The sequence below is a fragment of the Amycolatopsis sp. NPDC004079 genome, from assembly GCF_040610415.1.
In the GTDB taxonomy this organism is placed as follows: Bacteria; Actinomycetota; Actinomycetes; order Mycobacteriales; family Pseudonocardiaceae; genus Amycolatopsis; species Amycolatopsis halotolerans.
The window spans coordinates 17,311-32,037 of the sequence record NZ_JBEXMH010000062.1; the positions used below are offsets into that span (position 1 = coordinate 17,311).

General features: G+C 69.0%; 12 protein-coding genes. 4 read left to right on the forward strand and 8 right to left on the reverse strand.

Translation table 11 applies throughout. The features are described 5' to 3' along the window. Position 1: 1 nt before the first annotated feature. Positions 2-958: a WYL domain-containing protein gene (locus tag ABZX37_RS39810; RefSeq protein WP_354748633.1), complete on the reverse strand. Its 957-nt coding sequence runs from the start codon at positions 956-958 to the stop codon at positions 2-4. A gap of 59 nt (positions 959-1,017) precedes the next feature. On the opposite strand from ABZX37_RS39810, the gene ABZX37_RS39815 reads away from it, so the two are divergent. Together ABZX37_RS39815 and ABZX37_RS39820 are read left to right on the forward strand one after the other, a co-directional pair. Further along, positions 1,018-2,157 (forward strand): epoxide hydrolase family protein, encoded by a 1,140-nt coding sequence (locus ABZX37_RS39815; RefSeq protein WP_354748635.1) that lies wholly within the window; start codon positions 1,018-1,020, stop codon positions 2,155-2,157. Between the two features lie 912 nt (positions 2,158-3,069). Continuing rightward, positions 3,070-3,240: a hypothetical protein gene (locus ABZX37_RS39820; RefSeq protein WP_354748637.1), complete on the forward strand. Its 171-nt coding sequence runs from the start codon at positions 3,070-3,072 to the stop codon at positions 3,238-3,240. A 325-nt stretch (positions 3,241-3,565) separates the two neighbouring features. On the opposite strand, the gene ABZX37_RS39825 is transcribed toward ABZX37_RS39820, so the two are convergent. The 5 genes from ABZX37_RS39825 to cutA form a co-directional block, all read right to left on the reverse strand. Then, on the reverse strand, positions 3,566-4,747 hold the full coding sequence (locus ABZX37_RS39825; RefSeq protein ID WP_354748639.1) for a GAF domain-containing protein: 1,182 nt from the start codon (positions 4,745-4,747) through the stop codon (positions 3,566-3,568). Positions 4,748-4,817: 70 nt separating this feature from the next. Next, positions 4,818-8,111, reverse strand: a complete 3,294-nt coding sequence (cydD, locus tag ABZX37_RS39830; protein WP_354748686.1) for a thiol reductant ABC exporter subunit CydD — start codon at positions 8,109-8,111, stop codon at positions 4,818-4,820. Between the two features lie 50 nt (positions 8,112-8,161). Then, positions 8,162-9,163, reverse strand: coding sequence for a cytochrome d ubiquinol oxidase subunit II (cydB, locus tag ABZX37_RS39835; protein ID WP_354748640.1), 1,002 nt, complete (start codon positions 9,161-9,163; stop codon positions 8,162-8,164). A gap of 507 nt (positions 9,164-9,670) precedes the next feature. Then, positions 9,671-11,188 (reverse strand): cytochrome ubiquinol oxidase subunit I, encoded by a 1,518-nt coding sequence (locus ABZX37_RS39840; RefSeq protein WP_354748642.1) that lies wholly within the window; start codon positions 11,186-11,188, stop codon positions 9,671-9,673. A 132-nt stretch (positions 11,189-11,320) separates the two neighbouring features. Further along, entirely contained in the window at positions 11,321-11,641 is a 321-nt protein-coding gene (cutA, locus tag ABZX37_RS39845) for a divalent-cation tolerance protein CutA (RefSeq protein ID WP_354748644.1), read from the reverse strand. 173 nt (positions 11,642-11,814) lie between these two features. Between cutA and ABZX37_RS39850 the strand changes: the two genes are divergently transcribed. After that, a complete protein-coding gene (locus ABZX37_RS39850; protein ID WP_354748646.1) occupies positions 11,815-12,414 on the forward strand; it encodes a TMEM165/GDT1 family protein in 600 nt (199 codons plus the stop codon). A gap of 107 nt (positions 12,415-12,521) precedes the next feature. Continuing rightward, positions 12,522-13,190: a DUF998 domain-containing protein gene (locus ABZX37_RS39855; RefSeq protein WP_354748648.1), complete on the forward strand. Its 669-nt coding sequence runs from the start codon at positions 12,522-12,524 to the stop codon at positions 13,188-13,190. Here ABZX37_RS39855 and ABZX37_RS39860 read toward each other — a convergent pair. Further along, entirely contained in the window at positions 13,187-13,822 is a 636-nt protein-coding gene (locus ABZX37_RS39860) for a helix-turn-helix domain-containing protein (protein ID WP_354748650.1), read from the reverse strand. The two genes, ABZX37_RS39855 and ABZX37_RS39860, sit on opposite strands and share 4 nt — an antisense overlap. Further along, on the reverse strand, positions 13,819-14,673 hold the full coding sequence (locus ABZX37_RS39865) for a hypothetical protein (protein ID WP_354748688.1): 855 nt from the start codon (positions 14,671-14,673) through the stop codon (positions 13,819-13,821). Before ABZX37_RS39865 ends, ABZX37_RS39860 begins: the two co-directional genes overlap by 4 nt. Between the last annotated feature and the right edge of the window lie 54 nt (positions 14,674-14,727).

A 14,727-nucleotide genomic window follows, 5' to 3' on the forward strand; every position in this document is an offset into this window, starting at 1 on the left:
ATCAGCTTCCCGCGACGGCGCGACCGTAGCGTTCGGACAGCAATTGCAGCAACGGGACCAGCTCCGGCGGCGACTCGACGGTGAAGTCCATCATCAGCATTCCGATGTAGACAGCCACGGTGTCCAAACTGTCCGCGCCGGTGACGAGCACGCAACGGTTCTCGTCGATGGGCTCGACGACGCCGACCGTCGGATTGATCCGCGCCAGCACCTTCTCCGCCGGAGCGTCGATGCGCAGGCGCGCGTGCACGAGCCAGCCGCTCGCCGCGATCGTGCGCATCGCGAAGGCGGTGTAATCCCCGCCAGGCAAGGGATTCGGCTCGAACCGGCGGCGAGTCGGCATCCTCGGTTCCATCAGGTCGATGCGGTAGGTCGCCCAGCTGTCGTTCTGCGGATCGCGGGCGACCAGATACCAACGCCGCTGCCAGCTCAGCAATCGGTACGGCTCGACCAGCCGCAGCTCGTCCGCGTAGTCGAATCGGAGCCATTCGACGTGCCGGATCGCCCGCGCGACCTCTTGCAGCACGGTGCCGTCGATCTCCGGATCGGGCGCGTCGGTGCCGGTGTTCTCCGGACCGCGGTCGATCGTCGACCGCAGAGCGTCGACTGTCGGACGCAGCCGCGCTGGCAAAACCTGCTCGAGCTTCGCGAGCGCCCGCGTGCCGGCCTCGTCGATTCCGGAGATGCCCGCCGCGGCCCTCAGGCCGACCGTGACCGCCACCGCCTCCTCGTCGTCCAGCAGGAGCGGAGGCAGCTTTCCGCCAGAGCCGAGCCGGTAGCCGCCGACGTTCCCGCGCGTCGCCTCGACGGGATAGCCCAGGTCGCGCAGCCGTTCGACGTCGTTCCGGATCGTCCGGGCCGAGACGCCCAGGCGTTCCGACAGGTCCCTGCCGCTCCGCCCGGCCGCGCTCTGAAGCAGTGCGAGAAGCGCCAGCAACCGCGCCGTCGGATCGGCCATCGAAACTCCTTATTCTATTAGGAACTGATCCTACCTAATACCCTCCTAGTGTTCTTCTCATGACGAACGCGACCGCCTCCCTCGCCCTCCGCCCCTTCACCGTCGAGATCACCGACGCCGAACTCGCGGACCTGCACGACCGCCTCGCCCGCACCCGCCTGCCGCAGCCGTCGCCGACCGACGACTGGGACGCCGGCACCCCGAACGCCTACCTGCGGACGGCGATCGAGGCGTGGCGAAGCTTCGACTGGCGCGCCGCCGAAGCCCGGATCAACTCCTTCCCGCACTTCACCACCGAGATCGACGGCCAGACGTTCCACTTCATCCATGTCCGCTCCGCCCACCCCGGCGCGACGCCGCTGCTGCTCGCGCACACCTATCCCGGTTCGTCGGTCGACTACCTCGACCTGATCGACCGCCTCGTCGACCCGGTCGCTTACGGCGGCCGCGCCGAAGACGCCTTCGACGTCGTTGTCCCCGACGCGCCCGGCTACGGTTTCTCGCAGCCCGTCGCCGCATCCGGCTGGACAGTCGCCCGCGTCGCCGCCGCGTACGACCGGCTGATGCGCGGCCTCGGGTACGAGAGCTACGGAATCCACGGCTCGGACAACGGCGCGATGACCGCCCGGGAGCTCGGCTTGCTGAACCCGGAGGGCTTCCTCGGCCTGCACGTCCTGCAGCTGTTCTCGTTCCCGTCCGGCGACCCGGCGGAGTTCGAGCGCCTCGACCCGGCCGACCACGCCGGTCTCGCGCACATGCAATGGTTTCAATCAGTTGGTGGCTACAACACGATGAACGCCTCGCGTCCCCAAACGGTTTCCGTTGGCCTCAGTGACTCCCCGATCGGATTACTCGCCTACAGCGAGCTGTTCAACTCCTTCGGCAACGGGACTTCGCTGGTGCCACTGGAAAAGATCCTGCTGGAGGTGAGCGTGAACTGGTTCGCCAACGCCGCTTCCGGGATGAGCCGCAGCTACCTGGAGAACGCCCGCGCGGAGGCCGAACCGCGGGTGAGCGACGCGCGGACCGGCGTGGCGGTGTTCAAGGACGACTTCCAGACCATCAAGACCTTCGCCGAACGCGACAACACGAACATCGTGCACTGGAGCCGCTTCGAGGAAGGCGGTCACTTCGCGGCCCTGGAACGCCCCGACCTCCTCGCCGGCGACATTCGCGCTTTCTTCGCTGCCCGCGACTGACCTCTGCTGATTCCGCGCCCAAATCCCGTACGCATTGCTGCGTACGGGGTTCTCGGCGTCCCTGACGAAGCTGAGGGTAGCCGACTTCCGTTGATTGATTCACCCAATTGAGTGCCGAATAGATGTTCGATTTCTCGCTACTATGGGGAACGGCTCGGTGGCAGACGGGAAAGTGGGGAAGGAGCGTGCTCGATGACTCGTGAAGGCTGAATCTCTTGGTGCGCGGTGTGTTCACAGCGGTGGGTTCACAGCGGCGCGAGGTTGAGACAGCGTGTTTGCTGCGAGCGATTCAGGACAACTGCGGGATGCAGTGCGTTCGCTGCGATCCGAGTGGCAGGTCCGATTACGCCGGTTGCGAGGCGGTTTCGGCAGTGGTTTTGAGGTGGCTACCCGAAACAGCGCCAGGTCGCTGCAATGCTGGGTCGACATAGCATTGCGGCGCGGCACTTGGTCGCCGCGACATCGGGCTGCCGTGACGTTTCGGCGCGACGCTTGTTCGCCGCGACGCCGGGTTTCGGTGGTGTTTCGACGTGGCGTCTCGGTGCGAGACTAGGTGCCGCAATGCCGGACTGCCGCGACGCTTCGGCGTGGCGTTTCGGCGTGGCGTTTCGGCGCGACGCCTGGTCGCTGCGGCGTTTCGGTGCGGCACTGAGGTCGCCGCAACATCGGGCCGCTGCCATGCGTTTCGACGCGACGTCTCGGCATGACGCGTGACGGTGCGCAACACCTGGCTGCCATGGCGTTTCGGCATGGCGTCTCGGCGCGACGCTTGGTCGCCGCAGCATTTCAGTGCGGCACTGAGGTCGCCGCAACATCGGGCCGCCGCCATGGCGTCTCGACGCGACGTCTCGACATGGCGTCTCGGCGCGACGCTTGGTTGTCGCAACACCGGGCCGCCATGGCGTTCTCGGCATGGCATTTCGGCGCGGCACTGAGGTCGCCGCAACGCGGGGTCGACGACACAGTGCCGGGCTGCACAACACGATGCGGCGGCCAGGCCTGCGCAACGTGGCCGAGGTGAGCCCGACGCAAGACAGCTCGGTGCGATGCGGTTACCGCGACGCGCTCATCGCGGCGCGGTAACCGCCACTCGCGCTCGGCGCGGGCGGGCTTCTGCGTTGCACGCCATGGCGATGCGGCTACTGCGGTCGGTACAGCGAACCGTCGCGGCGCAGTGGCCTCGTCGTGGTGTGGCGACCTCGTCGCGACGTAGCGGCCTTGTCTTGCGGCGCGGTGGCTCCGCCGCGGCGCAGCGACCCGTCGCGACGTGGCGGCCTCCATGGCGGCCTCGTCTCGGACAACGTGGCGCGGCAGCTTCGTTGTGGACGACGCGGTGGAACCGTCGCACTGGAACTTCGGCGAGCGCCCTCGCGACACGAGCGCCAAAACCGCCTGCACCACAACGTGATCACCCAAGCGGCAGATCAAACGCGACAAGCGTCCCCAAACTAGGCGAAGAATTGAGGAAAAACCGCCCACCAGCAGCATCAGCCCGCTCGGCCAGATGCCGCAGCCCCCGGGTCGCGACCCCTTGCGGCACTCCGGATCCGTTATCCCGCACGCGAAGCTTCACGCCCTCAGCATCCCGAGTCAACGTCACTCGAGTCTCGCTAGCACCGGAGTGTCGGACCACATTGGACAGTGCCTCGCGCAGCGCCGCGCGGATGTGGTCGGCCCGCTCGGCCGGGATGTCGGCAAACTCGCCCGACAGCTCCAGGGTCGGCGGATAACCGAGCAATTCGCCGGCGATGCGGACCTCGCCGCGCGCGGATTCGGCGAGGTCGGTCGGGGTGCCGGGGTCGTGGCGGGGCTCAGGCGAGCGCAGGGCGCGCACGGTGCCGCGGATTTCCTCGATGGTCTGGTCCAGCTGGTCGATCGCGTCGGACAGCCGGGCCCCGTCGGCCTGCGCGAAGCGTTTGCGCATGTTGCGGCGCACCCGGTCCAGCTGCATCCCGGTGCCGTAAAGCCGTTGCACGATCACGTCGTGCAGCTCGCGGGCGATGCGTTCGCGCTCCTGGTACAGAGTCACGCGGTGTCGCGCGTTCGCGCCTTCCGCCAGCGCGAGTACGACCCCAGCTTGCGCCGCGAACGCCGCGAGCATCTCGACCGTGCCCGCGGAAAATGGCTCGCGCCCCTTCCGGCGATACACCGTGAGCGCGCCAAGCACCCGTCCGCCGGATCCGAATGGTGCGGCCGCGAACGGGCCGTATCCGCGCAGTTCGTCCGGCACATACGGCGCCGTGCGCGGATCGACGATGAAGTCATCCGCCGCGATCGGCTCGCTGCCGCGCGCGACCTGGCCCGCCGCGGAGTCCGTCTCGAGCGTCAGCCCGCGCAACTCCCCGACCGGTCCGCCTTCGACGTCGCCCGTCGGCACCTCCGCGAGCAAGCCGTCGACGCCATACGCCGCCTCGACCACGACGCGCCCGTCGTCGGCGCTGACCATCGCCAGGCCGAGGTCGGCATCCGCGAGCTCAACAGCCCTGGCCACGACTGTTTCCAGCACCGCTTCGGGGTCGTCCCCGGACAGCGCAGTGCTGGTGATCTCCGTGGCCGCGGAGAGGGCGCGCGCGGCGAGTGTCGGGTCCATGAGCAACTCCGACCTTAGCGCGGAGCCCAGCCCCAGACCCGAAATCGTGACCGTCACCAACAACCCTCCGTCACGCCGACACCCGCGGCAACGCCCGCCGCACGACGCGCCCGTCCCGAACCTCGAAAACAATGTCCGCTTGCAGCTCTTCGTCCGCATTGTGCGTTACGTGCACAACAGTCCGGCCAGCGAGCTCCGCACGCAACGTCGCCCGCAACGCCCGCGCGGTCGGCTCGTCGAGGTGCGACGTCGGCTCGTCAAGCAACACCAACTCCGCCGACGGAGCCGCCAGCAACGCCCGCGCCAACGCCACCCGCTGCGCCTGCCCGCCGGACAACCCGGCCCCGGCGCTGTCGAGCACGGTCCCCAAATCCAGGTCCGGCAACTCCGCCTGATCCAGCACCCGACGCAAATCGGACGTCTCCGCCAACGGGTCCGCGAGCCGCAAATTCTCCGCCACAGTCGTCGACACCAACATTGGCTCCTGCGGTGCCCAAGCCACCTTGCCCGGCGCGACAACCTCGCCCGCCCGAGGCCGAAGGAACCCCAGCAAGGCCGCCACCAGCGTCGACTTCCCGGCCCCGCTCGGCCCGACGACCGCTACATAAGCCCCGGTCGGCACGCTCAGATCGACGCCCTTCAGCACCGTTTCGCCGCCAGGCCAGCCCAGCTCAGCACCCCGCAACCGGACTGCGGCTGGGCCGTCGAGGCCTGGCTCGGACGCTGCCCTGTCCTGCACGCCGACCGATCCAGCAACCGCTCCGCGCTCGAGCCCAGCAGCACCGGCCGAATCGTGCGAACGCCCGACCTCCGACTCGCCAACCACCGCACCAAGCCGAATCCGAGCCGCCCGCAGCGTGTCCCAATGCACCGCCGCCTGCGGGAGCAACGCCAGCACCTCCGCCAACGCCAACGGCACCAGCGCCAGCAGCGGCGCCATCACGCCCGCCAACTCCCCGCGACCGACCGCCCCCGCGGCCAGCATCGTGCTGGCCACCGCAGCCACCCCGGTCGCCAGCGTGATCAGCGCATCCGCCGCGCCTGCGCCGAATGCCTGCCGCCGGGTGTCGATCGCCAGTTGGGTGTCCGTCGAGGCCAGGTCGCGGCGCCGCGAGGCCGCTCGGCCGTAAGCGAGCAACTCCGCAGCCGACGAAAACAGCACCAAAACCCGCGCCGCGACGTCACGCCGTCCGGCTGCGAGGGCCGAGGTCGCTCGGCGTTCCAAGCGCAGCGCGACTGCCGGTGCCGCCAAACCCACCAGCACAGTCAGGGCCAGCACCAAACCGGCCGACGGGAGGACCATCGTCTGCACCGCGATAGCCCCGGCCGCGACCAGCCCGACCACGATCGGCGGCGATACGACTCGCGGCAGCAAATCCCGCACCGTGTCGACATCAGTCACCAGCCGACGCTGACTCTCCCCGGCTTCGAGGCTGCGCGCCGGACCCAAGCGCACCAACGCATTCCACAGCCGAACGCGCAACCGTCCGGCGATCCGGAAGGCGGCGTCGTGCGTCACGAGCCGTTCTACGTACCGGAGTCCGGCCCGCCCCAGGCCGAACGCGCGAACCCCGACAACCGCGACGGTCAAGGTCAGAATTGGTGGCTGCAAGGACGCTTTGGCGATCAGCCAACCGGAAGTCGCGGTCAAGGCGATCCCCGCCAAGAGCGCCAAGGCACCCAAAAAAGCGCCGGAGAAGAGCCGTCGGTCAAGCAGCATGCGCCAAGGAATCGGCCGCGTATCGGGACTGTCCGAAGTGGACTCAATGACCGCGGCAGGAGCTGAGTCCGCAATGGCTACTGCGGCAGAACGTTCGTGAGCAGCGATTACCGCCGCCGCACCGTTTTCGACGGCTCGCTCGACAGCGTCCAGCACCCGCCGCGCGTTGACGTCGTCCAGGTGCGCGGTCGGCTCGTCCAGCAGCAGCAACCACGCGCCGGACTGAACGCGCAGCAACGCCCGAGCCACGGCGACGCGCTGGCGTTGTCCCAAGGAAAGCCGGTCGACCGGACGGTCGGCGAGACCGTGCAAGCCCAGTTCGCCGAGCATCGCGTCGACGTCGGGACCGGCAAGTTCTTCCCGCACAGTGCCGCCGCTGAAAACCGGCGACTGCGGGACCCACGCGATCCCGGCGCGCCACCGTTCGAGGTCGGCTTCGGCGAGCGGGACGTCACCCGCCATGACCGACCCGTCATACGACGGCACGAAGCCCAGCAGCGTCGCCAAAGTTGTCGATTTGCCGCCACCGCTCGGTGCGCGCAACCAGACGATCTGGCCGCGCTGGACCGAGAAACTCTCGCCGTCCGGGGCGAATCCGCCGCGCCGGGCGACTTTTAGGTCGGACACAACCAACGATCCACAGGGCGCGGCGTGTGTTCCTTCGGCCGGGACCGGCTCCGCGAGCACCGCGGTCACCCGGCGGACCGCTTCCACCCCGTCCTCGCTCGCGTGGAATGCCGCGCCGACCGCGCGAATCGGCTGGTAGCACTCGGGAGCGAGGATGAGCACGCCGAGTCCGATCGCCAGCGGGAGCGATCCCGAGACGAGCCGGACACCGATCACGACAGCCACCAGCGCGACCGACAACGTCGCGGCGAGTTCCAGCACGAAGGCCGAGGAGAACGCGACTTTCAACGTCTTGAGCGTCGCGCGACGATGCCGTTCCGACAGTTTGCGCACGGTTTCGGCCTGCGCGTCAGCCCGCCGGAACGCGGTGAGCACCGGTAACGCCCGCACAAGTTCGAGCAGCAGACCGGACATCCGGTGCACCGCGTCCGTCGCGCAGGAAACGCGGTCAGCGGTGAATTTTCCGACCAGGACAGCGAACATCGGCAGCAACGGGACCGTCGCGACGATGATCACCGCCGAGGGCCAGTCTGTCCACAGGATGGCCGCGCCTGCCGCGAGCGGGACGACCGCGGCGGTGACTAGCGCGGGGAGGTACTCGCGGAAGTAGGAGTCGAGTGCGTCGAGGCCGCGCGTGACGAGCGTCGTGAGTTCGCCGTGGCCGCGCCGGGCCAGCCATTCCGGGCCCAGGCGCAACGCGTGGTCGACGACGCGGGCGCGCAAGTCGCGTTGCGCGGTCGCGGCGGCGCGTGCGGAGACAACCCGCACCGCCCAGCTGGTGCCTGCCCGGCCCACGACGAGCGCGAACAGAACAGCCAACTGGACGGTGCGGCCCCCTTCCCCCAGCCCCCGGGAGACCACGTCCGCAAGGATGTCCGCTAGCAGAAAAGCTTGTCCGACAAGGAAAACCGCGTTCCCGAACGACAGCACCGCGACCAGGGCCATCGCTCGGCGCGCGGCCGGCCCCAAGGCCGAGAGCGCGCCGAGCGGACCCTTGCCCAGCCGCACTGGGTCCATGGGGGACCCGGTGGCGGAAAGGGGTGCGCGGCCGGGAAGTTCAGTCATGGTCAGTGCGTCGCCGGGATGTGCTGGACGCCGATGCGCTTGCGGAACACCCAGTAGGTCCAGCCCTGGTAGATCAGCACCGCCGGCGCGCCGAACGCGCCGACCCAGGTCATCACCGTCAGTGTGTAGTGACTGACCGCGGTATTCATGACGGTCAGCGAGTGCGCAGGGTCCAATGTGGACGGAAGGACGTTCGGGTAGAGCGCGCCGAAGAAGGTCACCGCGGCACCCGTGATGACGACCGCGAGCGCGGCGAACGCCTGCCCGTCGCGGTCGGCGTGGAGCCGCAGCCACGCCACCGCCGCGGCGAGGACGACGATCACGAGCGAGATGAGCGTCCACAGTTTGCCTTCGCGGACCTGGACGACCACCAGGAACGCGACCAGCGGCAGCAGTCCGACCGGGAGGATGCGCAGCGCCAGGGTGCGCGCACGTTCCCGCAGGTCACCGGTGGTTTTCAGGGCAAGGAACGCCGCGCCGTGCACGAGCGAGAACCCGACGATCGCCACCGCGCCGAGGAGCGTGTCCCACCGGACCGACTCGAACGGCGACCCGACGCGGTTGCCCTGCGCGTCGAGCGGAAGGCCGAGCACGGTGGTTGCGAGCAGCAGCCCGACGCCCAGCGGCGGGACCCAGGAACCGATGATGATCACGCGGTCCCAGACTCGCCGCCAGCGTTCGGAGTCGACCTTGCCGCGGTACTCGAACGCGACGCCGCGCCCGATGAGCGCGATGAGGACGATCAGCAGCGGGAGGTACGCGCCGGAGAAAAGCGACGCGTACCAGCCGGGAAACGCCGCGAAGGTCGCCCCGGCCGCGACGATCAGCCAGACCTCGTTGCCGTCCCAGACCGGCCCGATCGTGTTGACGAGGACGCGCCGCTCGGTGTTCGTTTTCCCGAGGACCGGCAGCAGCATCCCGACGCCGAAGTCGAATCCTTCGAGGAAGAGATACCCCAGCCAGAACAGCGCGACGATCGCGAACCACAGCGTTTCGAGTGTCATCCCCGCTCACCTCGTCCGGCGACTGCCGGCGTCATCCGGTCGGCCACCGGGTTGTCCCCACGATGGCCCTGAGTTATCCACAACCCAGCGAGTTGTCCACAGATTCGCTGTGGGTAACCCGCGAGAGCCACGACCCGATTACGCTGGGTACGGGGCGTCCCCCCGGTGAGGGTGGGGGCTGCGTACGCGCGGGGAGGGGTTGGGGCAAGAGTTCGCGGCGGTTGGTGCGGCCGGGCGGTGTGAGCTGGGGTGGGGGCGCCCGGTACCGCGGGTGGGGACGTGAGGTGGTGCGTCGTTGCGGCGGGCAGGTTCGCCGTGGGAGCGGCTTGTCCGGCCGGGGCCGAGTCGAGTTTGCCCAGCGTCACGTTCATCTCCACCTCCGTCGTTTCCATCGCAGCAGCGGTCTCCCCCGGAGCGCCCAGGTTCTCGGTCCAGGCCAGTGGAGCGGGCCGCGCCCAGACCCGGCCCTCCGGGTCTTCTGGCGGCACCCCGGCCCGCTCCACCGGGTCAGTAGGCGAACGAAAGCGCCTGGTCATCGGAACCATCGGAGTCCTCGGAATCATCAGAACCGCCGGAATCAGAAGAGGCAGCGGGCGGCATCACCGCGTCCACCCCGCCCCGTACGTACTTGCGCATCAGGTACAGCTCCACCACACCCAGCACCGCGTACAGCACCGTCAGAGAGATCAGCGACGTCAGCACCTCGCCGACGGTCAGCTTCGAAACCGCCTGCGCGGTGAACATCCACATGCCCTCGACGCCGGTCGGATTGGGCGCGACCACGAACGGCTGCCGACCCATCTCAGTGAAGATCCAGCCAGCGCTGTTGCCGATGAACGGCGTCGCGATGCCGCCCAGCACCATCAGCGGGAACCAGCGTCCGCCGGGGATCCGGCCCCGCCGGGTGAGCCACAGGGCCAGCAGGCCGATGCCCGCCGAGATCGCGCCGAAACCGATCATGATCCGGAAGCCCCAGTACGTCACGGGCAGGCTGGGCACGTAGTCGATCGGCTTGCCCGCGAGCGAGCCGAGCGCCGGGTCGTTCGGGTAGTTCGTGCCGTATTTCGCCTGGTATTCCGAAACCAGGTTCTCCACGCCCTTGACCTCGGTCGAGAAGTCGTTGTGCGCCAGGAAGGACAGCAACGCGGGCACGTTGAACGTCTTGACGTCCTCGCAGTTGGCGTTCGCCACGTCGCCGATCGCGATGATCGAGAAGCTCGCCGGCTTTTCCGTGTGGCACAACGCTTCCGCCGACGCCATCTTCATCGGCTGCTGTTCGAACATCAGCTTGCCCTGCGCGTCGCCGGTGATCGCCAGCACCGCGAACGCCACCACGCCGACCCAGCCGCCGAGGCGCAGCGACGAGCGCCAGACGTCGCGGTGTTCGTCCGATTCCGCGGCGCGCTTTCGCCACAGGTGCCATCCGGCCACGCCGACCAGGAACGCCGCCGCCACCGAGAACGCGCCGGCCAGCGTGTGCGGGATCGCGGCGAGTGCGGTGTTGTTCGTCAGCACCGCGCCGATCGAGTTCATCGTCGGCTTGCCGTTCACGAACTCGACGCCCACCGGGTGCTGCATCCACGAGTTCGCGGCGAGAATGAAGTACGCCGAAGCCATCGTGGCCAGCGAAAACGCCCAGGCGCAGGCCAGGTGGATCTTCTTGGGCAGCCGGTCCCAGCCGAAGATCCACAGGCCGAGGAAGACCGACTCGACGAAGAACGCGAGGAGGCCTTCCATCGCGAGCGGCGCGCCGAACACGTCGCCGACGAACCGGGAGTAGGCGCTCCAGCTCATCCCGAACTGGAACTCCTGCACGATCCCGGTGACGACGCCCATGGCGAAGTTGACGAGCAGCAGCTTGCCCCAGAACTTCGTCATCTTGAGGTGCCGCGGCTTGCCGGTGCGCACCCATGCCGTCTGCATGGCCGCGACCAGCACCGAAAGTCCGATGGTCAGCGGGACCATCAGGAAGTGGTAGACGGTGGTGATGCCGAACTGCCACCGCGCGAGCTCTAGGACATCCACGGGTTCGATCCTCCGCGCGGACACCCGCGCCAGCCAGTTCAACACGTCCTGAACCAGCCGGGACCAACGTCCCGCCGACCTGCCGAAACCCCGCGCGGAGAAAGAGCGGAGCTACCCCCGATCAGGTGGCGGCTAGCGCGTCTCCTCCACGAGCCACGACAGGTACCGCGGGCTGCCGCCGACGATCGGCGTGACGACGACCTCGGGCAGGTCGTAGGGATGCCGCACGTTCAGGAACTCCTCCAGCGCGCCGGACCGGTCCGCGGCCGTCTTGCACTCGACCCGCCATTCGGCCGCCGTCTGCACCTCGCCCTCCCACCGGAAAACGCTGGTGATCGGCCCCACGATCTGGGCGCACGCGGCGAGCCGGGCCTCGATGGCGCTCGCGGCGATGGTGCGCGCGGCGGCCTCGGAGTCGACGGTGGTGATGACGACGACGTGGTCAGCAGACATGACCCGCACCGTACCGCAGCCGGAAAACAGAATTCGGCGCACCGAAAAAAATAATCCGGAGCACCGGCGGCCAGCATTCTGCCGACCTTATCAGGCAATTCGCGAAACCCATCAGCTTGCGGTTTTCTGAATCTCCCCTTTATCGTTGCAGTGAAAGGGGTGAGCACGAACCCATGTCTCCCGCATTGATCGCTCTGTTCAGCGCGTTCGGCCTGGTACTGGCCGTCGAGCTGCCGGACAAGACGCTCGTCGCGACCCTGGTGCTCACCACCCGTTTCCGCGCCTGGCCGGTATTCGCCGGAGTGTGCGTGGCGTTCGCCGTGCAATGCGTGATCGCGGTGGCTTTCGGCAGTCTGCTCACGCTCTTGCCGGAAACCCTTGTTTCGGTGCTGGTCGCCGCGATGTTCGGCGTCGGCGCGTTCCTGCTGCTGCGCGAGGGCTTCAGCGAGGGCAGCGAAGCGGGCGAGGACGCCTCCCGTTCCGGACCCGGGCCGGTTTCGTTCCTGCGCTCCGCGCTCACGTCGTTCGGCGTGCTCTTCGCCGCGGAGTGGGGCGACGCCTCGCAGCTGGCGACCGCCGGTCTCGTCGCCCGCCTCGGCAACCCGTTCGCGGTCGGGGTCGGCGCGTTCGTCGCGCTGGTGTCGGTCGCCGGGCTGGCGGTGTTCATCGGCTCCAAGATCCGCGACCGGATCCGGCCCAAGCTGATCCAGCGGGTCGCCGGGTTCGTGTTCGCCGGGTTCGCCGCGTTCGCGCTGGCCCAGCTGCTCTGGTAACCGCGGTTTCACAGGAACGCCAGGTAACCTCTTCGGAACCCCCGAACGAGGACCAGGTGAACCCCCGGTGACGCCATGGCCTCCGCCATGACCGCCGAGGAGCGCCCGTGCCGACCACCTCACGCGCCGCCGCGTCTCCGGTTTCGCCGGTCCACGGCAGGCTCGCGCTGGTCGGCATCGGGGCGGCCGTGCTCATCGCGACGGACCTGCACCTGCGGCTCTCCGCGCAAATCAGCCCGATCTGGCAGACGCTCTCGGAGTACGTCTACGGCAGGCTCGGCGACCACTCCGCCGCGCGGCTGTTCACCGTCATGTGCCTGGCCCTCGCGCTGGGTTCGCTGGCGTTGCTGGCCGGGCTCGTCAAGGCTCGCCGTTCGCCCGCGGTCGTCCTCCTGCTCGGCGTCTGGTGCGCCGGCCTCACGATCTGCGCGACGGTCCCCGTCGACCCCAACGGCGAAGCCCGTTCCTTCGACGGTCAGCTGCACAACGCCGCCGCGCTCACCGCGTTCCTCGCGCTCCCCACTGCCGCCTGGCTGCTGACCCGACGCGGCGGTCGCGCGTGCCCGTGGGAGCCGCGCCGCACGACCATCCGCTGGCTGGCCGCCGCGAGTTTCGCCAGCGTGGCGGTGGTGCTGGGCGGCTTCGTCTTCACCCTGATCACCGGACCCGCGCAGCAGGAAGTGACGCTCGGGCTGTTCGAGCGGCTGCTGTTCACGGTCGATCTGGCGCTGCTGCTGACGATGGTCCGCCCGCTCGTCGCCGCGTCCCGCCGCTAGGTCCGCAGCACCTCGGCCAGCTTCAAAGCCGCCGCTACCGCCAGCGGCCCGACCTCGTCCGAAGCCAACGGCTCCAGCGAAATCACCCCGACGCTCGCCCGCAGTCCAGGCACCCCGCGCACCGGCGCGGCGACCCCCGAAGCGCCCGCCTCGATCTCGCCCGTCGAAACGACCCACTTGTCAGTGCCGCCGGGCCGCAATGCCATCGCCCGCCCGGCCGCACCGGCAGCGAGCGCGTGGCTGCTGCCGACCCGGTAAGCCACGTGATAACTCGTCCACGACGGCTCGACCACCGCGACCGCCTGCGCGTGATCGCCCTGCGCGACCGTCAGATGCGCCGTAGCGCCGACCTTCTCGGCCAGCTCGCGCAACACCGGCCGCGCGGCCTCGCGCAGCTGTGGCAGCACCTGACCGGCCAGCCGCAGCACTCCGACCCCGAGCCGCACCTTCGTGCCGTCTCGCCAGATCAGGCCGCGTTCGGCCAGCGGGACCAGCAGCCGGTACACCGCCGCGCGGCTCGCACCGATGGTCACCGCGAGCTCGGAGATGGTCGCCGCCTGCTCGCCCGAATCGGCCACTGCCTGCAGCAGCGCCAGACCGCGGTCGAGGGTCAGCGACCCCTCCGTGCTCACAACAGCTCGAGCTCACCCAGGTCAGCCACCGGCTCGTCGAAGGACGCCGCCGCGTACGACCCGAAGAGCTCCCGCACCGCCTTGGCGGCCGGCTCCGGCAACGCGCGCGCCTCGTCGGCGAGGGCCTTGCCGTCGGTCGACTCCAGCGCTTCGCGGACGTCGCCGCCGGAAAGGCAGCGCGCCGACGCGACGAGCAGGTTCAGGAAGCCGTGATGCGTGAAGCCGGTCTCCGCGTCGACGTGCCGGACCGCGCGGTGCAGGCTGTTCGTCGCCTTGAACGACGCCCCCGGCGAGCCGCTGACCACGGACAGGAAGTCGGCGACCTCGTCGACGCTGGGGAAGTTCTCCCCCGCCTTGCCGCCGCAGCGGATCTTCGGCCAGCTGCCGTGCTCGATCACGTTGCGGACGCCGTCCAGCCAGCCGACGCCGCGGCGCGGTTCGACGACGCGGATGACGTCCTCGGGCACGAACTCCGAGACGCGTTCGAGCCACACCTCGTCGACGTCGGACGGGGCGGGCATCTCCACCATCCGCAGCGACAGCAGCTCGCTGCGCGATTCGACGATCGAGATCGCCTTCGGAACGCCGCCGAGCCCGGTGTCGATGATCAGCGACAGCGGCAGCGGCTCCTTGGGTTTGATCTTGATCAGCTCGGTGATCAGCTCGGGCAGCCGCGAGGCCTGGCACAGGAAAACCCCGAGTACCCCGGCGTGTTTCCCGCCGCGCGATGCGAAGTGCGCGCGAAGCGCCTCCGGCATCGCGACGTCCGCGGGCGGGAAGAGCGCCGAGTCGTCGACGAGCCGCGCGAACAGGGGAGGAATTCCACGGGGGCCGGGGGGCGTGAGTTCCACAGCGCTTGACACGACTGACACGCTAGTAGCGTACGGCAAGAGGACAAAATCGTT